Source organism: Psychromicrobium ferritrahens (assembly GCF_043789415.1).
Lineage (GTDB): Bacteria > Actinomycetota > Actinomycetes > Actinomycetales > Micrococcaceae > Renibacterium.
Genome location: NZ_JBDLLW010000001.1, coordinates 790089 through 813035, shown reverse-complemented (window position 1 = coordinate 813035; position 22947 = coordinate 790089). Strand labels below are relative to the sequence as shown.

Below are 22947 nucleotides of genomic sequence, written 5' to 3'. Positions count from 1 at the left end.
CGGGAGCGCTCAGCCCGGCTGACTGGGTGAAACCACCTTGAGCGCCGTGGTGTCGGTATCGTCCTGAGCCGGGCTCGCTTCAGAGGCAGCATCAGCGGATGCTGTCTGTTCGGTAGCTGTTTCAGACTCCTGGGAATCCACCTCAGCTGCTTCAGCCTGGCTCAGCGGAATGGACTCGACGGTGACTTTGGAATCAGTGCTTCCGGCCTCCGATGAATCAAAGGCAGCTGCTGAAGCTTTCAAGGGCTCTTCAACGCTGATCGGCTGCCCACCGTACTGGGTGATATCCGCCTCCAGAGTGTGCAGCATCTGCTCTGCTTCGTCAACCATCTGCTGATCCCCAGCGGAAACGCCGCGCACCAGCCATTGAGCCAGCGCGAACTCGGCGGAGAGCGCGGCCCGGCGATTCAAATGGCGATCAGGGAGTTCATGCCGGGCTGCCGCATAGCTCTCCTGAACGGCGGTCACGAAGTCCTGGTTTTCGATCGCGGTCAGCCAGGCGAAATCATCCGAAGGGTCTCCGACGCGCAGATCGGTCCAGCCGGTGATCGCAATGAGCCGCTGATCCTGCATCAGGATATTGTCCTCGTGGAGGTCGCCGTGCACCACGCTCGGATTGAATTTCCACAGTGCGACATCCTCCAAGGCGTGTTCCCAGCGCCGCAGCAGAGCAGCTGGAATCTTGCCCGTCGTGGCCGCTTGATCCAGCTCATTGAGCCGACGCTGCCGGAACTCATTGGCGGAATAGACCGGCAGATCGGCCCCCTGGACCAGAGTGATGGGCAGGTCGTGGATCGCGGCCATCGCAGCACCGATCTCCGTGGCGACAGCTCGGCCGCCCGACACCAGGTCCTCGACGGTCTCCACCCGGCCAGCCAGATGGGAGTATACGAAAGTGGTGAGTTCGCCGATCCGCAGAGTCCCAGCGACCGTTGGCAGCAGAAAGGGCAATTCGGCCCGCACCGCCGGTGAGAAAGCGCGCAGTACTTGAAGCTCGGTCTCTAGCCGAGTACTGGCCTCGAGGTGCTTGGGGGCACGCACCCGCCATCGCTTGCGATCCGCATCCAGGAGCACCGCGGAGTCAAAGTCAGCGGCGTCGTCAGGTTGATAGGCGGCAGCCGTCAGGGTGAGGCCGGGCACGGCAGCGCTCGCGACGGCGGCAAGTTCCATAGGTGTACGTCTCACCTTTCCACCGTAAGGCGAGGCGTCGGAATAGCCGAGAGTCATTGCGGCGAGTCGCGCGAACTCACCTGATTCATTGATTTCTTTGTAAGAGACCGGCTGGGATTTCGTGAGTATCCTGTGATTCGCCACTGCTGGAAACTCCGCGAGTAGAGCACCGCAGAAGTTGACCCTCAATGAGTCTCCTTCGAAAAGCGCATGGAATATCAATTGTCGGCCCGAATCAGTACGGTAGGACTATGACTCCCCTTGAGGCATTGTCCTGGCAGCAATCCGTGATCGACCGAGGTAATGAACGGCGTCAGGACCCAGGATTCATCAGCTCTCTGAGCGCGGATCCGGCCACCCGGGTACTCGTCGTACACGAAGGTAAAGTCCTGGTGCACGACGCCGCTCTGGTTTACTCTCCGGTCGAGGTTCTGAGCAAGAGTGATTTCTCCGTCTACCTCGGCTCAAGTCTGGTCGACTCGACGCTGCCCGCGGGGACGGAACTGCTCACCATTGAACTCCGCGAGGCGCTCAGTCCCGAGGACCTGGGCGCCCCAGCAGATGCCCGATGGCTGAATTTCCGTCAGGTAGCGGCGCAACTCACGCTCGCCGATGCGCAGTATCTGATTGAGGCCAATGCCATTCTCAACTGGCATCGGGTGCACACCCATTGCCCGCGCTGCGGTGTGCCGACCAGCATCGAGGTTTCGGGTTGGGTGCGGCATTGCCCTCAGGATGGTTCCGATCATTTCCCGCGGACCGATCCGGCGATTATCGTGGCGGTCGTCGGCGCGGACGGACGACTTTTGCTCGGCGGCGGTGCCAGCTGGGAAGAACACAGGTATTCCACGCTGGCTGGTTTTGTCGAGCCGGGGGAGTCTCTGGAACAGGCCGTGGTCCGGGAGATCGCTGAAGAGGTCGGGGTGCGCATCCACTCAGTGAATTACCTGGGATCTCAGGCCTGGCCCTTTCCGGCCTCGCTGATGCTCGGCTTCATCGCCTCTACGGACGACGTCGAGCCGAAGCCGGATGGTGTTGAGGTCACCCGGGCTCGCTGGTTCAGCAAGGAGGAGCTGGTGGCCGCTGTGAACAGCGGTGAAGTGGTCATCTCACATCGGGTGTCCATCGCCCGGGCACTGATTGAGCACTGGTATGGCGGGCGCATCGAGGATGCGCCGGGTAAGTAATGAGCGGGCAGATTCATTCCGAGCTGAAGGAACTGAGCCTCGAAGAACGGATTCTGGCAGGTTTGGACGAGGATCAGCGGTTGGTTGCCACCACGCTGAGCGGGCCGCTCTGTGTGCTGGCGGGTGCTGGAACCGGAAAGACCCGGGCCATCACCCACCGAATCGCCTACGGCGTGCACAGCGGGGTGTACCAGCCGCAACGTTTGCTCGCAGTGACTTTCACCGCCCGGGCCGCCGCTGAGATGCGCAGCAGATTAAGAGATCTCGGTGTCGGGTCGGTGCAGGCCAGAACCTTTCACGCCGCTGCGCTGAGGCAATTACAGTTCTTCTGGCCGCAGGCGATCGGCGGCGAACTCCCTCAACTGCTCGAGCACAAAGCGGCAACCATCGCGGAAGCGGCACGCCGTCTGCGGCTTAATACCGACCGAGCCACGGTGCGAGATCTGGCGGCTGAGATTGAATGGGCCAAGGTCTCGATGCTCACTCCCGAGACCTACCTGAGCCACGCCCAGCAACGCGGCAATCCGGCGGGCTTTGATTTGCGCACCATCGCCCGGGTCTTCCAGTCCTATGAAGACGTCAAAACCGATCGTCATTTCATCGACTTTGAGGATGTCTTGCTGATCACCGTCGGCATTTTGCAGGAGGACGCCCGGGTAGCAGCCACCGTCCGCGAGCAGTACCGGCATTTCGTGGTGGACGAGTACCAGGACGTCTCACCTCTGCAACAGAGGCTTCTCGATCTCTGGCTGGGCGGTCGAGAAGAGATCTGCGTGGTGGGGGACGCCAGCCAGACCATCTATTCGTTCACCGGGGCCAGTTCGAAGCACTTGCTGGAATTCGGCCGGAAATACCCCACTGCTGAGTTGGTCAAGCTGGTGCGGGACTACCGTTCCACTCCGCAGGTGGTGCACTTGGCCAATCATCTGCTGGCTGCTCGCCGTCCCGCTGGAAAGGGCGCCGATGCCGCCTGGTCTGAACCCCTTCAACTGATCGCGCAACGGCCCGCGGGGTCGGCTCCGAGTTTCACCGAATGCGCCGACGATGAATCTGAGGCGGCCAGTGTGGCCAAGGGAATCCGGGCGCTGATCGAGGCCGGCGTCCAGCCCGCTGAGATTGCGGTGCTGTTCCGTACCAACGGTCAGTCCGAAGCTTATGAGCAGGCTTTGAGCGCCGCCGGAGTGGGTTATCAGCTGCGAGGAGGGGAACGGTTCTTCGCTCGCAAGGAAGTCCGCGATGCGATTCTTTCGCTGCGCGCGGCCTCCCGTGCCGACGCCGATCCGGAATCGGGTGGTGAGCCCGCCCCGGCTCTCCCTCAGCAGGTTCGCGATGTGCTGGCCAGCCTGGGATACACCGAGCAGCCGCCCTCCGGCGGCGGTGCGGTCCGTGAACGCTGGGAGTCGCTGGCCGCCCTGGTGTCGCTGGCCGATGAACTGGCGAGCTCACGCGGCGGTGAGTTCCGGCTCGTCGATTTCGTCGCTGAGCTACAGGAACGTTCCGCCGCTCAGCACGCCCCGACCGTGCAGGGCGTCACTTTGGCTTCGCTGCACTCAGCCAAAGGCCTGGAATGGGACGCGGTGTTCCTGGTCGGGCTGAGCGAAGGACTGATGCCGATCAGCTTCGCCGATACCGCTGAAACCATCGATGAGGAGCGCAGGTTGCTCTATGTGGGCATCACCCGTGCCCGGGAGCACTTGGCACTCAGCTGGTCCCTCTCGCGGACTCCCGGCGGACGAGCCCATCGTAAGCCCTCCCGATTCCTGGATGGCCTGCGTCCTGGAACCTCTGCTCTCGCGCGCAGCCGACCAGGCGCAGCGGCGGCGAATTCGCGGACCGCCAGCCGTAAGCCTCCGGCGCTCTGCCGGGTCTGCGGGAAGGCTCTGAACAGCGGAGCGGAGCGGAAGATCGGCCGTTGCTCCGACTGCCCGGCCAGTTATCAGGAAGCCACTTTCGAGGCGCTGCGCGCGTGGCGGCTCGAAGAAGCCCGGAGCGCTCAGCTACCGGCCTTTATGATCTTTACCGATGCCACTCTGGTGGCTGTTGCCGAGATCATGCCGAGTTCGCTGGAAGAACTCGCCGCGGTGGCGGGCATCGGTCCGAGTAAAATAGAGCGCTATGGCGAGGCCGTGCTGGCGATTCTGAGTGCTCAGCCGCAGAACTGAGCCAGCAGTCCTGCTGGCTCTCCGAAGATGATTTTTAGATGCAGACCACCTGGGTGCCGAACAGAGTCCAGATCATCTGAGTCGTGCAATTCTTACCACCGCCACCGTCGGACGCCGGGGGAGCAGCCGGGGCTGGTGCCTTTTGCTGGGCTGCCTGTTGCTGGGCCGCTTGTTGGGCTGCTGCCGCAGCCGCGGCTTGCGCTTGTGCGGCGGCGACCGCTGCTGAGTGGGATTTAGCCGCTGCTTGGCAGGCGGTTGCTGCTCGCGCGGCGGCAGGGGAAGCAGCGAGCGGCTTTTTCCTGCTTGACCTCGGCAAAAGTGCTGGTGAGCGTCGCCAAATCGGTCTTCACGGCACTCGCTTCAGCATCGTGGGACTACTGCATCAGCTCTGCCCAGGCCCCGAAAGCTAATCCTGTTATCAGCAGAGTGGCGACAATCGATGGCATCGTCATCATGACTCTTTGTCTTTTCTCAGAAGTGAGTGCTCTTGGGGCGGAGGGGCCGGACTGTAGATTATGCAATAAATTATCTTTTTAGTTTCTTGGGGGTCATCCCCACTGAATCCGGGTTTCACTGGGCTAAACCGTCCCACGCCCACTGAAACCTCCATTCGGTGGGCGTGGGTAGCAGCATCCTCCTGCCGTCCCCTTAAGCTCAGGGGATTGCTATTCGTAACGCACAGCTTCGGCCGGGTAAAGTCAAATGGTGCCCGACGATATCGCTACTGGTCTGAGCACCGCGGATGGATTCCCGGTGTACGTGCGCCGCTCCGCGCGACGACGTCGAACCGTCAGTGCTTTCTGGCAAGAGGGCAAGGCGGTGGTAGCTGTGCCCGCGCATTTTTCAGCGAGTCAAGAGCGCGAATGGGTGGCCAAGATGGTGCAGCGCCTGCAGTCCAGCGGGCAGCGCCGTCGTCCGGCCCAGGGCGATGCGGAACTCTTGCTGCGAGCTCAGGAACTGTCCAGAAAGTACCTGGCCGGACGCGCGCAACCGGTCTCCGTACGCTGGGTGAGCAATCAGCGCAGCCGCTGGGGCTCGGCGACCCCGGCGGAAAAGAGCATCAGGCTTTCCGAACAGCTCAAGGGGATGCCCGGCTGGGTGGTGGACTATGTTCTGCTCCACGAACTCGCGCACTTATTGGTCGCCTCACACAGCCCGGAATTCTGGCGGGAGCTAGCAGGCTACCCGCACACCGAGCGGGCTAAGGCGTTTCTGGAGGGTGTGAGTTTCGCCAGCACCCGTGGCCTCAGCGCAGAGCCCGAGGCTTATTTAGGGTCTTCCGGAGGATTGCCGGAGGAATCATCATCAGAATCGTAGCCACCGTCCAGCAGGCGCTCCAGCGCTTCATCCACCGCTGAGTCCGAAGCCTCAGCCAGTTCGCGTCGCGCACTGAATCCACTCGGATCGTCCAGATCCTCCGCGGTGGGCAGCAGATCGGGGTGCTTCCAGATCGCGTCTCGGCCCGCAATGCCGCGCTGCTCCTTGAGCGCGGCCCAGAGCGTCGCTGCCTCGCGCAGCCGGCGCGGACGCAATTCCAGGCCGACCAAGGAACCAAAGGCGTGCTCTGCCGGACCACCGGTGGCCCGGCGACGTCGTACGGTTTCACGCAGTGCCGCGGCCGAGGGGAGCTGCGCGGCAGCTTCGAAGGTCAGTTCGTCCACCCAGCCTTCCACTAGGGCGAGAGCCGTCTCCAACTTGACCAGGGCGGCGTCCTGAGCGGCGGTGCGTTGCGGCATGAAGACGCCCTGAGAGAGCGCCTCCCGGATGCCTTCCGGATCGGCGGGGTCCAGATCGCGGGCCAGTTCTTCGATTTTTGAGGTGTCGATATGAATGCCGCGAGCATAGGCTTCAATGGCTCCTAGCAGGTGCCCTCGCAACCAGGGGACCTGGACGAAAAGCCTCGCATGAGCGGCCTCGCGGAGCGCCAAGAAGAGTCGGACCTCATTCTCCGGCAGGTCCAGACCCTCGCCGAAGGCCGCGACATTGGCAGGCAAGAGCGCCATTTGCAGATCGGCCAGTGGCACTCCGATATCGGTGGAGGACACCACCTCCTTGGCGAGTGCTCCCACCGCTTGCCCTAGCTGCATACCGAAGAGCGCACCACCCATGTTCTGCAGTGCAGAAGCCGCACCGCCCATCATCGACTTCATCTCTTCGGGCAGTTGTTCTTGAAGCGTGGTGGAAAGGGCCAGGGCGATGCTGTTCGCCACTGGCTCGGTCAACCGCTTCCAGGTACCCAAGGTTTCCTCGACCCATTCGGCGCGTGACCAGGCCTTGCCGATCAGTCCCGTGCTGGGCAGGTCGGTGACCGGATCCAGCCACAATTCGGCGAGCCGCAATGCCTCGTCGACCTCACGGTTCTGCGCAGGAGTCACCGAAGGATCCCCGCCGGCTGCGGCCTGGCGCGCATTGTCGTGCGCCAGCTGCCAGTTGACCGGTCCCTCTGAAGGCGAGTTCATCATGTTCTGGAACTGAGCGAACATCTGCTGCATCACCTGCGGGTCATTGGGCAGCCCCGCGGCCTTGGCGAGTGCCGCCGCGTCGATGCCCTCCAGACCGCGGCCGCCCATCAGCTGAGCCAGGATCTCCTGTAACGGATCCTGATCGTCGTCGTTTTTAGCTGGGTCGTTGGTCATCGCGAGTCCTTGGCTGGGCTGACTGTGGAACTTATACCTTTCAAGCTACCTTTGCCGCCGCCGCTTGTCTGCGCCAGAAGCCTTCCGTTCGCTCTAGGCCAAGCCACCGAAAGCCAGGTACACAGCCAGACAACGTAGGCTAGAGCCAAGGTCAAAGCAGATTTAAGCACTGTTGAAGCACTGCCAAGGAGTCGATTTGAGTCAGGCGCACACCGATACCCCTGCGCCAGGGAGCTTTCCACCGCCCTCCGGGAACCTGAGTTACTACGCAGCGGCTCCGCAGCGGCCGCGTGATGGCCGCTTCGTGGCGATGGCTGTCTCCGGTGTGCTGGCTCTGCTGCTGGCATTGCTCGCGGTGGTGCTGCCCGCCCCTTATGTCATTGAGTCCGCTGGCCCCACCCTGAACACCCTGGGCAGCGAAGATGGCAAGCAGATCATTTCGGTGAGCGGTCACCAGAGCTATCCGGCCACCGGCCAGCTCGATCTGGTGACTGTCTATCTCAATGGTGGTCCGCAGAGCCAGGTCAGTCTTTTCGATGTCTATCGCTCCTGGTTGGACCCCCAGCAGGCGGTGTACCCGGTGGAGCTGATCTATCCTCCGAGCGCGACCAAGGATCAGATTAACTCGCAGAACGCCGCGGACATGTCCTCTTCTCAAGATCTGGCCACCGCGGCGGCGCTGGGGCAGCTGAAGATTCCTTACCGTCAGGAGCTCTTTGTCTCCTCGCTCTCCGACGGTTCGCCATCCGCTGGTAAATTACAGCCCGGTGACGCCCTGAAGACCATCGACGGCCAGCCCATCGTCGACCAGGCGAGTCTGCAGAAAGTGCTGGCTGATGGGCAGGGTAAAGCCGCCGCCCTCGGTGTACTGCGCCAAGGTGCGCCGGTCACCGTGATGATCACTCCGCAGAAGCGTGAGGACCGTTATTACCTGGGGATTCTGCTGACCTATAAATACACCTTCCCCTTCGACGTCAAGATCTCACTGGAGAACATCGGTGGGCCCAGCGCGGGCATGATGTTCGCCTTAGGGATCATCGACACCCTGACGCCGGGAAATCTGACCGGTGGTAAGCACTTCGCGGGTACCGGGACCATCGATGCCGCAGGCAATGTCGGAGCGATCGGCGGCATTCCGCAGAAGATGGTCGGTGCACGCTCGGCCGGAGCCTCGGTCTTCCTGGCACCGGCGGCAAATTGCCAAGAGGTGGTGGGCCATGTTCCGGAGGGTCTGCAAGTGGTCAAGGTGAGCACTCTCAAAGAGGCTTATGACGCCGTCACCCTGGTCGCGAGCGGGAAAGACGCCTCCGGCCTGCCGACCTGCACAGCGGGTGGCTGAACCGTGGAACCCTCGCTGTTCGCCATTCGTGGCATAACCAGACTCTTTTTTGATTCATCCATCAGCTACGACAGAGGTTCACTGTGACATCCGGCCAAAGTACAACCGCACCGCAGCGGCGACGCGGCGCATTGCTGCCCACCCTGATTATCCTGGTGTTGGCGGTGATCGCCTTCGTCTTCTTCGCCAATGTCTATACCGAGATCCTCTGGTTCAATCAGCTGGGGTTCCAGGATGTCTTCTGGAAGACCAATATCTCCAAGGGCCTCATCTTTCTGGCGGCCTTTGCGCTGATGTTCGTTGCGGTCTTCATCTCGATCCGGATCGCCTACCGTTCGCGGCCGGTGTACGCTCCGGACAATGAAGCGCAGAGCAATCTGAACCGTTACCAGCAGCAGCTGGAGCCGGTGCGCAAGGTGATGATGATCGGCGTCCCGCTGGTCTTCGCGCTGTTCGCCGGAGTGGCCGCATTAGGGCAATGGCAGAAGGTGCTGCTGTTCTTCTACCAGCAGCCTTTCGGCCAGACCGACCCGCAATTCGGCTTGGATATCGCCTTCTACACCAATACCTTGCCGTTCCTCGGCTTCCTCTCCGGCTTGCTCATCTCCGCGGTGCTGATCTCCGGCATCGTCGCCTTGCTGACGCACTATCTCTACGGTGCGATTCGGATTCAGGAGCGGGGCATCTTCGCCTCCCGCGCCGCCCAGGTGCAGCTCGCCGTGATGGCGGGTATCTTCTTGATCCTGCTCGGCTTCAATTTCTGGCTGGATCGCTACAGCACCCTGCAGGATAACGGTGGCCTGCGTTCCGGTGCGATGTACGCGGATGTCAATGCGGTGATCCCCACCAAGGCCATTCTGGCGATCGCCGCCGGCATCGTCGCTGTGCTGTTCATCCTCAGCGCCGTGATCGGTCGCTGGCGTCTACCGATCATCGGCACCGCGATGCTGATCATCACCGCGATCGTGGCCGGTGGGATCTATCCCTGGGCTATTCAGCAGTTCCAGGTCGGCCCTTCCGAAGCAAGCCTGGAAACCCCCTATATTCAGCGGAATATTGATATGACACGCTCCGCTTACGGGCTCAGCGATGTTCAGGTCATTCCTTATGCGGCAACCACGACGGCGACGCCGGGCGCTTTGCGCAAGGATGCCACCACGGCAGCCAATATCCGTCTGCTGGACCCGAACCTGGTCTCCACGACGTTCCAGCAGCTGGAGCAATACCGGGCATACTACGGCTTCCCGAAGACGCTCAATGTCGATCGCTATACGATTGACGGCAAGGTGCAGGACACCGTGATCGCCCTGCGCGAGCTGAACCCCGGCGGTATTCCGGTGGCACAGCAGAGCTGGGTTAATAAGCACCTGGTCTACACCCACGGCTACGGCGTGGTGGCTGCCTATGGCAATACCGCGACGGCCGACGGCAAACCGGTCTTCCTGCAATCGGGGGTCCCCTCGAATGGCAAGCTGGGCACCGACACCAGCTATCAGCCGCGCATCTACTTCGGCCAGAACACCACCGATTACTCCATTGTGGGAGCTCCGGACGGTGCGAAGCCGATCGAGCTCGATCGCCCGCAGGCTGGGGATGACAATTCCAATTCGCTCAACACTTTTGATGGCAATGGTGGGCCCGACGTCGGCAATTGGTTCAACCGGTTGCTGTATTCGATGAAGTTCCAGTCCACCGATCTGCTGCTCAGCGGCAGCGTGACCGATAAATCCCAGATCCTCTACGACCGGACGCCGGTGCAAAGAGTCCAGAAGGTCGCTCCGTATCTGACGATCGATGGCAATCCTTACCCGGCCGTGGTGGACGGCAAGGTGAAGTGGATTGTCGATGGCTACACGACCTCCAGTGCTTACCCCTATTCACAGCAGCAAGCGCTGGACTCTGCCACCACCGATTCGTTGACCGCGAAGACCGGCTCAGGGGCCCTGGGCTCCGGGTCGATCAACTACATCCGTAACTCGGTTAAGGCCACCGTCGATGCCTATGACGGTTCGGTGACGCTATATGCCTGGGATGATAAGGACCCGATCCTGAAGACCTGGGAGAATATCTACCCGACCACGGTGAAGCCGATCTCCGAGATGTCGGGCGATCTGATCAGCCATGTGCGCTATCCCGAGGATCTGTTCAAGGTGCAGCGCGAATTGCTGAGCCGCTACCACGTGACCAACGCCAGCGAGTTCTACAACAATAACGATGCTTGGAGCGTGCCCAACGATCCGGCTGAGGCCAATGGTCAGGTCAAGCAGCCGCCGTACTATCTGTCGTTGCAGATACCGGGGCAGGACAAACCCGCGTTTTCGCTGACCTCGAACTTCATTCCGCAAACCGCCCCGGGGGCCGATGCCCGGAACGTGCTTTATGGCTATCTGGCGGCTGACGCGGACGCCGGTAATAAGGACGGGGTGAAGGCTGACTCTTACGGCAAGCTACGCCTGCTTTCCTTGCCGACGGATACGCTGGTGCCGGCTCCAGGGCAGGTCTTCAACAGCTTTGTTTCAGATCCCACGATCTCTAAGGACCTGAACCTGCTCAAACAGGGACAGTCCCAACTCAAGAACGGCAATCTGTTGACCTTACCCGTCGGCGGGGGGCTGCTCTATGTGCAACCCGTCTATATCCAGGCGACGGGAGAGGGCAGCTATCCGACGCTTCAGCGAGTGCTCGTGGCCTTCGGCAATAAGGTTCAGATGGCTCAGACGCTGGACGCTGCTCTGGACGCGCTCTTTGGCGGCGACTCAGGAGCTAAGGCAGGGGACAGCGGGAACACCGGCACCAAGCCAGCTAGCCCGGGTGGCACGCCTCCGGCCAAGGGCGAGAACCCGACGGCGCGGGCCGCTCTGACCCAGGCCCTGCAAGACGCCAGCCAGGCGATCAAGGACGGTCAGGCAGCGCTCGCCAAGGGAGACTTCGCGGGTTATGGCACGGCGCAGAAGAAGCTCAGCGACGCATTAGCAGCAGCCTTGGCAGCCGAGGGCAAGCTAGGGGTCGATACGAGTACCACACCGTCTAACGGTGCGACGCCGCCGCCCAGCTCCACGCCCACGCCGTCCAGCTCGGCCTCGTCGAGTCCTTCCAGTTAGGGCGAGGGTCCCTAGTTAGCTGAGTTTATTCTGTGCTGCCGACCGGGGCAGAACCACCCAAGGAGATAGCGAGATCCGCGATTCTCTGAGGTCGTGGTTCTGCCCCGGTTGTTTTGGCCGCAGTTGCTTTACTGACCTTATGGTGAGTCGCTTGATCATTTTTGCAGCTGTTCGTTGATTCTTGCTCAGCTTGAACTGCCCAGAATCGCCTCAGTGGAGGGCGTTCTCAAGTATTCCGGACCAGATGTTCAATCGTCCGCTGGCAGACCTCTAGCTCATCAAGCCTCCCGGCGCCTCGAAATTTTCTCAAAATATCCTGGCAGCTTCCTGAAAATTTCATCAAAAATGGAAGTCTTAAATTTATAAAAATAAATAAAACGCAAAAGTCCATTTTTTCAGTTGACGCTTGAAGTAACCCTTCATATACTCTTGGTGGCAAGGTAAAAGCTTGCATGAAATAAATATTTCAGCTAAATAAATGCTTATTTTTATTACTTAAATCTTTGGGAGAAAGTTCAAGATGAAGTTCACAATGAAGAGCGTTGCCAGTAAAGTCGTGGTTTCTGGTGTACTCGCTGGTGCCGCCCTGGTTGCTATCCCTGCCGGGGCTGCTACCGCCAACGAGGTTCCTTGTACTGATGTCAATTTCGTGTCCATCGCCTGGCACAGTGACTTCGGTGGAAGGGGAGAATCCTGCTACGCGAACAAGAGCGAAAATCACGTGAACAATGTGTGGATGGATTCACTCTCCACTGGAAACAACGACGTCGTCTATGAAGACCTGAATGGCGCGCTGGTGAATTTCCCGCGTGGTACTTACACCATCTGGCCCGATGGGCAGGAGCCGCACATCAATACCATTTGGATCCTCTAAGAAATTTTTACTCACCGAAGATTACGCATAATTTTGTGCGCTGGGGGATTTGTGAGAATGCTTGTCCAGTGAGACCGAGCACCGCCTGATGGTGGTCTTGAACGGGAGATGTACCCGTTCAAGACCACCATCACGTTTAACCATGAATGCTGGGCGCAGCCGCATGGCTCACTGAACATCAGCTCGACCTCGTCGGGCGGCAAAATTCGTCAGTTCTCAATCGCAGCCTGCCTCAGGCACCACCCCCCCCAGTAGTTGGGCCTGAATCGTCGTCCAAAGAAGAAACCGGACCTTCGATTTGTTTCTGAAGCGGAGAGCCGGTAATGTTGATATAGCGCCGCGGGGTGGAGCAGTTCGGTAGCTCGCCGGGCTCATAACCCGGAGGTCACAGGTTCAAATCCTGTCCCCGCAACGAGAAAGTGGTCCTGACCAGCAGAAATGCTGGCCAGGACCACTTTGTTTTAACCCGAGTTCGCCACGAGCTCTCTGAACTCGTCCGAGGAGTGAACTGAGCACTAAGTACCTCCGAGACCTGCTGAGCAGGCTGGTGCGACTGGCTGGTCGAGTTCAGCGGGCAAGAGGGCTGATGGCAGAGAATCATCCCGGAGGGGTTGTCCTGCCCCTCCGCGGGAGGAAACTTCGCTGAAGTCACCCGGGGTGATCTGGCCTCCGCTTCGTGGCCGGACTCCAACGCCTTGGAGCGGGGGCATTTCTAAAAATCGCGCGCTCTCAACTAATGCGTTAAGCAATCACTATTAAGTGAAGGTATTTTTTGCTACCTTCTCACCGGCTATTCGGAGCGAAAGGTTCGATCTGAACTCATTTATGACTTTTATTACGTCCAGCTTATTCTCAGCTTATTTACATGTTTTTCGGAATTGCGGATTTTATTACTCAAGGGTAATTTATGAGGATAAGACTGCCTGCTCTGGGTGGAATCCGCTCTGTTTTTCACAAGAGAATTTCAGGTTGCTCAAGGGCTGGTGTCCTAGATTCTGTGAGGTGCCCGTGAGGGGATTTTTTCCCGGTATGACGGGCATTTGCTTGAAGTATCAACTAAAGAAGGGGTGCCTCCGCCCGCCTGATGCCTTGGATTCCTGGGGGCTTGACTGCGCGTGCTTGACGTTGCCGACCTCCTCAGTCGCATCGGTTCCAGCGGTCACTAAAACCGGTTTAGTTCGACCGAAAATCTCAAAAATACTTCAGAGTAACCTTATGGCAACCTGAATTAATCCTGAAAATTCCCGCAAAAATGAAAGTTCTAAATTCCAATAAATAAATAAAACGTAAACAGCGATGATTTTTTGTTGACGCTTGAAGCAAGTGATTCGTATGCTCTTCGTAGTGGATAGCTCAAGCACTTACGGCATGAAAAGTCACACTATGTTTTTGTTATTTTGCAAGTCTCACTGTTCTACATAGATCATTAATTAAATTTTTTTTCGGAGGAAATTTATCATGGGATTTGATTTCAAAAAGGTTGCACGGAAGACGCTGGTCGCCTCTGTTGTCGCCGGTGCTGTACTGGTCGCTGTTCCGGCTGTTGGAGCTGCGCCTGCTTCAGCGAACGAAGTTGGTTGCACCGATGCAAACTTCGTGCACCTGTACTGGCATGACGGCGTCGCCGGCCCCGCGGGTCGCAGTGGCGTTTCCTGCTATGCCAACCGTGGAGACAACCAGGTTCTCGCTGTCTGGGCCGACCGGATCACCACGGGCAATAACAGCATCACCTACACGGATGCCAACGGCTCTAAGGTCGATATCAACGCCTGGAATGACGTGACCTACAACAACAAGCCGCAGCTCACCAACATCTACATCAAGTAGTAGTTCGCTCGGCAGTCCGCCGAATCATAGCCCTTAATCTGCGCTGATCACTTCGGCGTCCGCTTGGTCCTGCTGATCGCTGATCGTGGTGCCTAGCCCGAGAGCTGTGTGATTAGTTGCTCAGAAAGTGGTCCTGGCCAGTAAAAATACTGGCCAGGACCACTTTGCTTTTAAGCGAGAGCCACCGGGTGCGGCCAATTGCTCCTTCGGTGACCTGGCACAAGTGAGGAGATGGATCTCTGCTGTGATCCTGGCGGAAGTTCTCACTACGATGCTTGGGGGAGACATTGAAGGATGACGATCAGTTTTAAACCATCCGAGAAGATTGCTTACTGACAGATACGCTGCTCGGCGCACTCGCGAATAGTGCGCTGTGAAGCCCTCTGGAGCCATCCATGATCGCTGATAGCCCTTCCGGCGTCGTGATCGTCTGTGCGGTGGAGGGGCAAGCCAGCGACGAGTGGTGAGTGGCTGATCGAAGTCCGGTCCTTGGCGGGTCGCCGTGTTCCACGGTGACCCGGGTTCTTGGCAGGCTCGCCCACAGTACGCTGATTCTTGAATGTCCGAGACCTTATTTCATTCCTCAAGCACCGCCGTGCCCATCCGGTCGATTGCCGGTTCTAAAAGTTGAGTGGCGTAAAATCGGCGCTTCTTCCCAGGTAAAACATTTTCTCATCATGGAATTCTCCGAAATTGATTAGAACAGCCAGGTATTTATCTCAAAGAGTCCTGAAAATATCCTCAAAAATGGAAGTCATTATCCCTTTGGCTAGTATTTATTTTTTGTTGACTTTTGAAGCAAACTATTCATATGCTCTTCTTAGCGAGTGAATATCACTTGCAGCATGAAAAGTTTCACTGATTTATAAGTTTCGATGTTGAGCTAAATCGTTGAATATAATTTTTTCGAAGGAGTATCATTATGGCATTTGATTTCAAGAAGGCTGCTCGTAAGACCTTGGTTGCGTCCGTTGTCGCTGGTGCTGTGCTGGTAGCCGTTCCGGCGGTTGGAGCCTCCACCGCCTCGGCGAACGAGGTCGGTAACTGCTTCGATAAGAACTATGTTCACCTGTACTGGCACAGCGACTTCAACGTCTATGGCGAGTCATGCTATGCGAACCGTGGTAACAACGACATCAATGCTGTCTGGGCAGACCGTATCACCACTGGAAATAACAATATCCAGTACCGTGATTTCAACGGTTCATACGTCGATATTGATGCTTATCACGATGTTTCTTGGGCTGATGGGCACGAGCCGCATCTTCTTGGTCTCGCCATCAAGTAGTGAGAAAATGATTTGTTCTGGGTTTACTTCTTTTTCTTTACGAGAGTGGAGTTATGCTCAGGATTTCAGGGATGAAGCGGTCAGGCCGCTGATTCTTCTGCCGGAGTGAAAAGTTCTTGAAAGAATTCACGAAGGCGGTGTTAGAACGTTCTCATAAAGCGGAGATGAGCGATCATCTCGGATATGAAACCGGTGATCTGGCCGGTTACGGGAGTGGGAACTCTCGTAACCGGCAGGACCCGGAGAACGGTGCGGACCAACCAGGCTCGGTCAGTTCAGAGGCCCATGGCGGCCGGACCGAGACCCTCGCCCTGATCATGGTGCCGCGGACTCGACCGGATCGAGAACCTGATCCTGCGTTGCGGCGAGCCAGCGGGCTTCCTGAGTCCGTGAACGAGATCCACCCGAAAAACGTGATTCACTTGCGATGCGTCTGCTGCATTCAGCGATGAAATACTTCTCTTACCTAAATACTTCTCTGGCTTAATTATGTCTCTGGCCCAGGCGCTCAGGCGGCGGCCCGGGACATCCCCGACTTACTGAGCTGTGAACCCTCAAGGCTGGCGGGGCAGAACCATAGGTCTTCGCCGCGGAGTGAGGGGCAGGGCGCCGGCTGGCCCAGTCCTCAGCGAACTAGTCACCCATTTTCCCCATTGGCTGTCCCTCTCAAAACAAAAACCAGAGCTTGCAGCCACAGATCGATGCCCGGGTTGGCGTCGATTCAGCCTTCAGCAGGACCGTCTCGCCTGCGGCCAAGTGTTTACCCATAGATCATCTCCCGGTAGGTTCCACTCGGTAGCTTTATGCCTGACCCCAAGTCATCAATTCAAGGAAGAATGGATCGATCTCAATGAGAAAAGACTTTGTTCAACGGACGCTAGCGCTTCTCGCGGCAACCGCCACCTTATCGCTGACCCTCGCGGTACCCGCTCAGGCAGCGCCGCCAGCTGGTGCGGCGTGGGCGGTCAGCGTGGGCGACTCCTATATCTCAGGCGAGGGAGGGCGCTGGGCAGGGAACTCCTCGGACGCCTCTCAGGTCGACGCTCTAGGCGACAGCGCTTATTGGGACGCCGGCAATGCCGAACAGATCGAACGATGCCATCGCTCAACCTCCGCGGAGATCAAGATCACCGCCAATGCACTCAACCTGGCGTGCTCGGGTGCGAAGACCGCGACCTCCATCAATTCCAAGGGCTATTTCAAACCGGGCCTCGACTTCTACGATGACGGCCAGGGCAATCTGGGACAGGCCAAAATGCTCCAGGACTTCGCCTCAAACCACAAGGTGTCCCTGGTGGCTGTCTCGATCGGCGGCAATGATCTCAACTTCGAAGACATGGTGACAACCTGCGTCACCGACTTCCTGACGTCTTTCTCCTGGGCGCCGAAGTATTGCAAGGACGACAGCTCGGTGCAGAGCAATTTCAGCTCGGGAAATCTGACCTCGGTGGCTGCCAAGATCGCTACCGGCCTGAGGAACATCGCTACCGCCATGAGCAATGCTGGCTACTCGGCCTCGGACTACAGGATCATCTTGCAGAACTATCCGCAGCCGCTGCCCGAGAGCTCGAATATCGCGTATTCGCAATCGGGATACAGCAGGCAGAGCACTTATGGCTGCGGCTTCTGGGACAAGGACCTGGACTGGGCCGCGCAGACTATTTTTCCTTCGGTCAACTCCACCGTGCAAACCGGTCTCAACCAGGCAGGGCTGAGCAATGCCAGTCTGCTCAATATCTCCGGGCTCTTTGCACAACATCTGCTCTGCAAGACCGGAACCAAGAAACTCAATGACACCAATCTGAGCAGCTGGCAGTCGCCCGGCGCCGTCGATGTGAGTGAGTGGATCAACGAGATCAGGACCGTGAGCACAGCGGTGAGCGATTACTACATCCAGGAATCGCTGCACCCTAACTACTGGGGACAGCTGGCCTTGCGCAATTGCCTTCGCCAGGCCTATCAAGCCGGAGGCGGTGGAAGTTGCAGCTCCACAGGAACCGGACTCACCTCCAACGGTGAACCCCAGGTGACACTGCACTAGACGCTTCGCAGGCAGTTCGCGCCAGAGTCTCCCGGAGCAGCGACTCAGCGACGTGAGATCTCACAGAGAGCCAGGCCTTCCCAGGCCTGGCTCTCTGTGCTTCAGGAGTGATTGTTTCTCCGCATGACACCCGCGGCAGGCTATCGTCTGCTCTATTTTCCCAAGTATTTTGGGCTATTTGCTCAAAGTCCCAGATATTTTCAGGATTTTTTGCGCATATTTCCCGAAAATCTCCTTAGACTGTGTTCCACTCGGCGCTCAGCACTGTTCAGAAGAGCGAGCCAAGGTCAATGGACTGTACAGAGAGGCACATGTGGAATCGCAATGGAAATCATGGGCGGCGCGAGGAATCGTCACCGCAGTCACCGCGGGATCTTTGGTGCTGGCAGCCGGGGTCACCCCCGCCGCAGCCACCGATAGCGCAGCAGCAGGTTCACCGCAGGCCTTGTCCTCGGTGCTGAAATCGGTGATCGGACAAGCCCTGGCGGAGTCATCGCAGAAGATCTCGGCCAAATCGGTGAACGGAGTGAGTGTTCCGCTTGAGATCTCGGTTGCGCCGGGGAAGCTCGAATCGGTCAAGGCCGCGCTGCTGAAAGCCGGGCTGAGCGATATCGATGCGATGTCGGAAGGCCCCTTGCCGACGATTTACGGCAAGATCAGTGCATCAAGCGTGCAGAGTCTGACTAGCATTCCGGGCATTCGTCGGATCAGCCCGGCTAACTGGGGCTCCTTCACCGACGTCGGAACCGCGCTGTCTCAGGGAGACTCCGTCGTCCAAGGACCTTCGGTCCGGAATGGTGGCGGCCCGAACGGTGCCGGGGTCAAGATCGGGGTGATCTCCGATTCGATCAACAAGGTCGGCAGCGGCGTCGCCGGCTCTCAGTCCACCGGAGACCTGCCCGCATCGGTCAGTGTGCTGACCGATGGCCCGAGTGGATCCTCGGATGAAGGCCGAGCAATGGCCGAGATTATCTTCGACGAAGCGCCGGGCGTCAGCAGCATCGCCTTCTCAAGTGCCAGCTCACAGAAAAAAGCCCAGGCGATTCGCCAATTGGTGGCCAGCGGCGTGAAGGTCATCGCCGATGACATCTACGACATCACCGCCCCGGTGTATCAGAACGGTCCAGAGGCCATCGCCGTGGAAGACGCTGTTGCCTCCGGCGTCACCTATTTCTCCTCGGCGGGTAACCGAGGGGCGCAATCCGCCTGGGAATTCGCGCCTAGCTTCGTGAAGAACGCCAGCACCGGAGTTGAATATCAGGACTTCGGCAGCGGCGTCACCAAGAAGAAGATCGCCACCCTGGCAGCCGGCAAGGGCCAGTACTTCGATATTCAGTGGAAAGAAGCCTGGGGGAGTGCCAGCTCCAACCTCGACGTCCAGCTGGTGGATAGCTCGGGCAAGCTGCTCACCCAATCGAATGACGATAATGTTTCCTCGGGGATCCCCCAGGAGGGGCTCTCCTATACGAACTCTTCTGCCACTTCATCGAAGGATGTCTACTTGCAGGTGACTCATAAAACGGGCACCAGCATCCCCAGCGCTCTGCGAATCCGTTCGAATGGCAACCTGGTAGCGGGCCTGGGTAATGTCACCACAATCAATGCGGGTGCCAGCTCCTCAGGGGCCTCCTTGGCGGTGGCGGCGTCCGACTGGTCGGCTCCGACGGTGCCCGAGACCTATTCTTCGCGCGGTGCGGTAACGCACTACTTCGATGACAACGGCAATACCCTGGCCCAGCCGTGGGTGATGCCCGGTCCAGCTGTGATGGCCCCGGATTGCGTTGCGACCTCGGTCAAGGGCTTCAGTGCCTTCTGCGGTACCAGTGCTGCGGCCCCGGCCGCCGCCGGGGTAGCGGCGCTGGCGCTTTCCGCGGTACCGACGGCGACGCCGAGCTCCATTCGGGCTGCGCTGGCCAGCGGTAACGCCACCGTTCCGGCTGCTGCTGGTTACGGCGTCGAAATCGTGGGTTCTGGTCTGATCCAGGCGGATAAGCTGATCGCCGCGCTGCAGAGCGCAGGGTAATCCACTCCGGTTGAGTCAAATCATCACAGTGAGGGGCGGTTCCGGGAAATCCCGAAACCGCCCCTCACTTGTCGTGTTCAGTTAGTTTGTGCTCACTGACGATCAGAGGTTCTTGAAATCGTCCTCATTGACCACCGGGGTCGCCGCCGGTGCGGCTGCCACGGGATTTGCCGCCGGGGTAGCCGGCGAGGCATTGATCGCTGCCGGGGAACCACCGGCCTTCAGCGCAGCGAGTCGAGCCTCTACCTCGGTCTGCTCGCCAAGGTCTTCCAGGCTGTTGAACTGTGAGTCCAGGCTGGAAGCGGCCAGTTCTTGCTGGCCGCGCACCTTTGCCTCTTCGCGACGGATCTTGTCCTCGAAGCGGCCGACCTCGCTGGTTGGGTCCAGGATATTGATGCTGCCCAGGGCATCGTTTACCTGGGACTGTGCCTGAGCCGTCTTGGCACGGGCTACCAGCTCATTGCGCTTGGAGGAGAGCTCGCCCAGCTTGCCCTTCATCTGGTTCAACCCGGTCTTCAACTGCTCGACCACGGCTTCCTGAGACTGGATGTTCGGCTCCGAGGCCTTGGCTTCGTTCTCCGAGGAGATCTGCCGCTGCAGTGCGACCTTTGCCAAGTCATCGAACTTCTGGGCATCGACGGTATTGCCCGCAGCGCGGAACTCGTCAGCCTTACGGCTGGCAGCCAGAGCCTTATTGCCCCAGTCCTGTGCGTTCTTGATGTCCTCGTTGTAGTCGTCTTGCAGCATCCGTAAATTGCCAATGGTCTGCGCCACCGCGGATTCAGCTTCGGCGATGTTATTGGTGTAATCGCGAACCATCTGGTCGAGCATCTTCTGCGGATCCTCGGCCTGATCGAGCAGGGCGTTGATATTGGCCCTGGCCAACTGCCCGATGCGGCCAAAGATTGACTGCTTTACCATCGTGATACCTTTCGTCCTGCTTTATTTTTGGGTCAAACTTCTGGATCGAAACGCCCCATCCGACCTGGCTGGGGGTGTCTTATCTAGGTAGATTGTCAAAGTTCTACCGTCTTGGCTAGAGCCGATGAACTGAATCAGAAACTTCCATCTCCACCGGAGTCGCCACCGAAGCCACCGAAATCGCCGCCGCCTCCACCATCGAAGCCGCCGCCTCCTCCACCGCCGTCGCTCCAGCCGCCGAAGCCACCGCCACCCCAGTTGGAGTTGTGATGGCCGCCTCCGGAGAGCATGCCCCCCAGAATGCCGCCCAGGATCGCACCGCCGAAACCACCACCGAAACCGCCCCCGCCGCCATAACCGCCCCCGCCGCCATAACCGCCCCCGCCATAACCACCGCGGCCGTAACCGGTGTCGGCGTAGCCGAAGCCGCTGACATCCGACTGAGCGTATTGTGAGGCTTGCTGAGCGAGAGTGACGGCTTGATTGGCGTAGGTCAGAGCACTCACCGGATCAGAGGACTGGATGGACAAGGCATAGTCCAGGTTGCGCTGAGCCTCCGCGATCCGGGTCCGAGCCTCCGACCCAACACCGCCCCGCCGAGCGGCGATATAGTCCTGCACCGCGGAAATCTGAGCTTGAGCACTGGAAATGGCATGCTGCAGAGCTGCTTGGGCTCGTTGCGCCTGCTGCTGCTGATCACGGATTCCGGTGAGTAACTGGTCGAGGTTATTGTGCGCGGTCTCGACCTGCTGCAAGAGGGCGGTGGGATCGATCTTGCCCGCGGCGGAGACCTGAGCCTGCACTTGATTCAGCACGGCTTCGACGGCGGCCACCTGGCCGCTTGCCGCGGTGTTCTGCCCGGCGGAAACCATGGCCTTGGCTTGGAGCAGGTCGTTATTGGCATCGCTCAAGGCGGCAGGAAGCTGAGCCGCCGCGGTTTGCAGATCGGCGGCAACTTTGGCGATGGCGTCTTCCAGGACTTTGGCTTGATGCAGCGATTCCTCCGCAGCTCTGACCGCCACCGCAGCCGCCGCGGCGTCCGAGGCGCTGAGCTTCTGAGTGGCGTTTTGCGAGGCGGTGTCCACGAAGCTCAGGCGCTCCTGGGCCTGAGCGATATTGTCTTTGATGGTCGCGGTCGCGGAATCCGCATAGCGGCTCTGCAGATCGTTGAGAGTGCTTTCCGATCCGGCAAGAGCGGCGCGCAGCCGCTGTGCTTCAGTGCTCACCGAAGCCAGCGCCTGCGGTGCGTTCTTTTCGAGTTCACGCAGCGAATCGAAGCTTTGCTTCTGCTCGGCCAAGGCCTTATTAGCGTCTTCCGAGCGGCGGATAATCTCGCCGTACCAGGCACGCTGCTGCTCGATGGTGTCGGGGATCTCATCATCGAGCTGCTGCTGCAGTTTGAAAGATTCGTTGAGGTGGTTTTTCGCCTCCGCAAGGGCTGCTTGGAAGGGCTTCACCGAGTCATCGCCATAGGCGGCCTGCGCAAAGCTGATTTCCTGCTCACTCGACTTGATCGCGTCATCGGCGGCGATCAGCAAGGAGCCTGCCCGGGACTTGAGCTCTTCGACACTGGTACCGGCCATCGGATCGAGTTGTTCACCGCGCGGTCCGATCCCGCTGGCGGTATCGGCGATGGCTTTCTGCTTCTTACGACGTCGGAACACCATAAAGGCCACTACCGCTGCCGCGACCAGGACCAGGAAAATCACTGTGCCCACAATTCCTCCAGTTGGGTTGGGTACAGAACCGCTGCCGCCACCGGCTGCGTCGCCGATAGCGGCCGCAGTGTCAATCGCCGCCTGGGCGAAATCTTTCTTTCCATTGGCCAGATTCGGGTTGATCGCATTCTGGATGATGCTGTCTCGCTGGGCATTGGTGATCTTCGAGTTCTTCGCCTTCTGCAGGGTGAATTTCCCCTGGTCGGTGGCCACGGCCAAAACCAGGTCGAAATTGCCCATCCCCTTGGTCTGCGCGACCTGGGTTGCCCATTCGGTGGCGGTGCTGGGATTTTCGAAGGTTTTGACCGTGACGACGTAGAAGTTGTACTTTTTGTCGTTCAGCAGTTTGGTGATTGCGGCCTGCACATCGGCCTTGCGATTGCCGAGCACTCCTGCGTTGTCGACGATGTTCTGGCCGGACGGGATGGAGACCGGTGATTCAGCGGGCACCACGGCGGCCTGGGCACTCACAGCGGGTAGGGTGAGCATCACGGCGAGGCCCAGTGCGGGAAGTATCTTGCTGAATATTTTTTTAGCAGATAGGGCCAATGGTGATCGCATGGACATCCTTCGTCGGTGCGGGTTCGCCGCGGCCGAATGGCTCGTGCATCCCGCTGTTAACGCTTTTTTCCATCCTATGGGTGTATCTGACAGACCGTC

Annotated in this window: 17 protein-coding genes and 1 tRNA gene; 12 read left to right on the top strand and 6 right to left on the bottom strand. The window is 59.1% G+C overall.

The annotated features are described in order from the left end of the window. Window positions 1-9 precede the first annotated feature (9 nt). Window positions 10-1185, bottom strand: a complete 1176-nt coding sequence (locus ABDK06_RS03795; RefSeq protein ID WP_394939068.1) for a macrolide 2'-phosphotransferase — start codon at window positions 1183-1185, stop codon at window positions 10-12. 236 nt (window positions 1186-1421) lie between these two features. On the opposite strand from ABDK06_RS03795, the gene nudC reads away from it, so the two are divergent. Both nudC and ABDK06_RS03785 read left to right on the top strand, forming a co-directional pair. Further along, window positions 1422-2357, top strand: a complete 936-nt coding sequence (gene nudC, locus ABDK06_RS03790) for an NAD(+) diphosphatase (protein WP_394939066.1) — start codon at window positions 1422-1424, stop codon at window positions 2355-2357. After that, window positions 2357-4519 (top strand): ATP-dependent DNA helicase UvrD2, encoded by a 2163-nt coding sequence (locus ABDK06_RS03785; protein ID WP_394939064.1) that lies wholly within the window; start codon window positions 2357-2359, stop codon window positions 4517-4519. Before nudC ends, ABDK06_RS03785 begins: the two co-directional genes overlap by 1 nt. A 34-nt stretch (window positions 4520-4553) precedes the next feature. Here ABDK06_RS03785 and ABDK06_RS03780 read toward each other — a convergent pair whose 3' ends face one another. Next, window positions 4554-4835, bottom strand: a complete 282-nt coding sequence (locus ABDK06_RS03780; RefSeq protein ID WP_394939062.1) for a hypothetical protein — start codon at window positions 4833-4835, stop codon at window positions 4554-4556. A gap of 389 nt (window positions 4836-5224) precedes the next feature. Between ABDK06_RS03780 and ABDK06_RS03775 the strand changes: the two genes are divergently transcribed. Continuing rightward, window positions 5225-5836 carry a M48 metallopeptidase family protein gene (locus ABDK06_RS03775; protein WP_394939060.1) on the top strand — a complete coding sequence of 204 codons (612 nt, stop codon included), beginning with the start codon at window positions 5225-5227 and terminating at the stop codon, window positions 5834-5836. On the opposite strand, the gene ABDK06_RS03770 is transcribed toward ABDK06_RS03775, so the two are convergent. After that, a complete protein-coding gene (locus tag ABDK06_RS03770; protein ID WP_394939058.1) occupies window positions 5785-7155 on the bottom strand; it encodes a zinc-dependent metalloprotease in 1371 nt (456 codons plus the stop codon). The two genes, ABDK06_RS03775 and ABDK06_RS03770, sit on opposite strands and share 52 nt — an antisense overlap. Before the next feature lie 196 nt (window positions 7156-7351). On the opposite strand from ABDK06_RS03770, the gene ABDK06_RS03765 reads away from it, so the two are divergent. After that, on the top strand, window positions 7352-8494 hold the full coding sequence (locus ABDK06_RS03765) for a YlbL family protein (RefSeq protein WP_394939056.1): 1143 nt from the start codon (window positions 7352-7354) through the stop codon (window positions 8492-8494). Window positions 8495-8577: 83 nt separating this feature from the next. Beyond that, entirely contained in the window at window positions 8578-11595 is a 3018-nt protein-coding gene (locus ABDK06_RS03760) for a UPF0182 family membrane protein (protein WP_394939054.1), read from the top strand. A gap of 226 nt (window positions 11596-11821) precedes the next feature. On the opposite strand, the gene ABDK06_RS03755 is transcribed toward ABDK06_RS03760, so the two are convergent. Continuing rightward, window positions 11822-12049 (bottom strand): hypothetical protein, encoded by a 228-nt coding sequence (locus tag ABDK06_RS03755; protein WP_394939052.1) that lies wholly within the window; start codon window positions 12047-12049, stop codon window positions 11822-11824. 66 nt (window positions 12050-12115) lie between these two features. Between ABDK06_RS03755 and ABDK06_RS03750 the strand changes: the two genes are divergently transcribed. The 7 genes from ABDK06_RS03750 to ABDK06_RS03720 all read left to right on the top strand — a co-directional run bounded on the left by ABDK06_RS03750 (window position 12116) and on the right by ABDK06_RS03720 (window position 19648). Beyond that, a complete protein-coding gene (locus tag ABDK06_RS03750) occupies window positions 12116-12469 on the top strand; it encodes a beta/gamma crystallin domain-containing protein (protein WP_394939050.1) in 354 nt (117 codons plus the stop codon). A 338-nt stretch (window positions 12470-12807) separates the two neighbouring features. After that, window positions 12808-12881: transfer RNA gene (locus ABDK06_RS03745), tRNA-Met, on the top strand. Between the two features lie 1046 nt (window positions 12882-13927). Then, on the top strand, window positions 13928-14296 hold the full coding sequence (locus ABDK06_RS03740) for a beta/gamma crystallin domain-containing protein (RefSeq protein WP_394939048.1): 369 nt from the start codon (window positions 13928-13930) through the stop codon (window positions 14294-14296). Between the two features lie 922 nt (window positions 14297-15218). Continuing rightward, window positions 15219-15584, top strand: coding sequence for a beta/gamma crystallin domain-containing protein (locus ABDK06_RS03735; RefSeq protein ID WP_394939046.1), 366 nt, complete (start codon window positions 15219-15221; stop codon window positions 15582-15584). A 164-nt stretch (window positions 15585-15748) separates the two neighbouring features. Beyond that, complete coding sequence (locus ABDK06_RS03730; RefSeq protein WP_394939044.1) at window positions 15749-16036, top strand: hypothetical protein; 288 nt, start codon at window positions 15749-15751, stop codon at window positions 16034-16036. 398 nt (window positions 16037-16434) lie between these two features. After that, window positions 16435-17625: an SGNH/GDSL hydrolase family protein gene (locus ABDK06_RS03725; RefSeq protein ID WP_394939042.1), complete on the top strand. Its 1191-nt coding sequence runs from the start codon at window positions 16435-16437 to the stop codon at window positions 17623-17625. 313 nt (window positions 17626-17938) lie between these two features. Next, window positions 17939-19648 carry a S8 family serine peptidase gene (locus ABDK06_RS03720; RefSeq protein WP_394939040.1) on the top strand — a complete coding sequence of 570 codons (1710 nt, stop codon included), beginning with the start codon at window positions 17939-17941 and terminating at the stop codon, window positions 19646-19648. Window positions 19649-19750: 102 nt separating this feature from the next. Here ABDK06_RS03720 and ABDK06_RS03715 read toward each other — a convergent pair whose 3' ends face one another. Both ABDK06_RS03715 and ABDK06_RS03710 read right to left on the bottom strand, forming a co-directional pair. Continuing rightward, window positions 19751-20569, bottom strand: a complete 819-nt coding sequence (locus tag ABDK06_RS03715) for a PspA/IM30 family protein (protein WP_394939038.1) — start codon at window positions 20567-20569, stop codon at window positions 19751-19753. Between the two features lie 134 nt (window positions 20570-20703). Further along, complete coding sequence (locus ABDK06_RS03710; RefSeq protein ID WP_394939036.1) at window positions 20704-22848, bottom strand: TPM domain-containing protein; 2145 nt, start codon at window positions 22846-22848, stop codon at window positions 20704-20706. Between the last annotated feature and the right edge of the window lie 99 nt (window positions 22849-22947).

What these genes read in the sequence shown, in the direction of transcription:
- nudC (WP_394939066.1), top strand. Translation starts at nt 1,422, where the DNA reads ATGACTCCCCTTGAGGCATTGTCCTGGCAGCAATCCGTGATCGACCGA.
- ABDK06_RS03785 (WP_394939064.1), top strand. Translation starts at nt 2,357, where the DNA reads ATGAGCGGGCAGATTCATTCCGAGCTGAAGGAACTGAGCCTCGAAGAA.
- ABDK06_RS03770 (WP_394939058.1), bottom strand. Translation starts at nt 7,155, where the DNA reads ATGACCAACGACCCAGCTAAAAACGACGACGATCAGGATCCGTTACAG.
- ABDK06_RS03755 (WP_394939052.1), bottom strand. Translation starts at nt 12,049, where the DNA reads ATGCAAGCTTTTACCTTGCCACCAAGAGTATATGAAGGGTTACTTCAA.
- ABDK06_RS03750 (WP_394939050.1), top strand. Translation starts at nt 12,116, where the DNA reads ATGAAGTTCACAATGAAGAGCGTTGCCAGTAAAGTCGTGGTTTCTGGT.
- ABDK06_RS03740 (WP_394939048.1), top strand. Translation starts at nt 13,928, where the DNA reads ATGGGATTTGATTTCAAAAAGGTTGCACGGAAGACGCTGGTCGCCTCT.
- ABDK06_RS03735 (WP_394939046.1), top strand. Translation starts at nt 15,219, where the DNA reads ATGGCATTTGATTTCAAGAAGGCTGCTCGTAAGACCTTGGTTGCGTCC.
- ABDK06_RS03730 (WP_394939044.1), top strand. Translation starts at nt 15,749, where the DNA reads ATGAGCGATCATCTCGGATATGAAACCGGTGATCTGGCCGGTTACGGG.
- ABDK06_RS03725 (WP_394939042.1), top strand. Translation starts at nt 16,435, where the DNA reads ATGAGAAAAGACTTTGTTCAACGGACGCTAGCGCTTCTCGCGGCAACC.
- ABDK06_RS03715 (WP_394939038.1), bottom strand. Translation starts at nt 20,569, where the DNA reads ATGGTAAAGCAGTCAATCTTTGGCCGCATCGGGCAGTTGGCCAGGGCC.
- ABDK06_RS03710 (WP_394939036.1), bottom strand. Translation starts at nt 22,848, where the DNA reads ATGCGATCACCATTGGCCCTATCTGCTAAAAAAATATTCAGCAAGATA.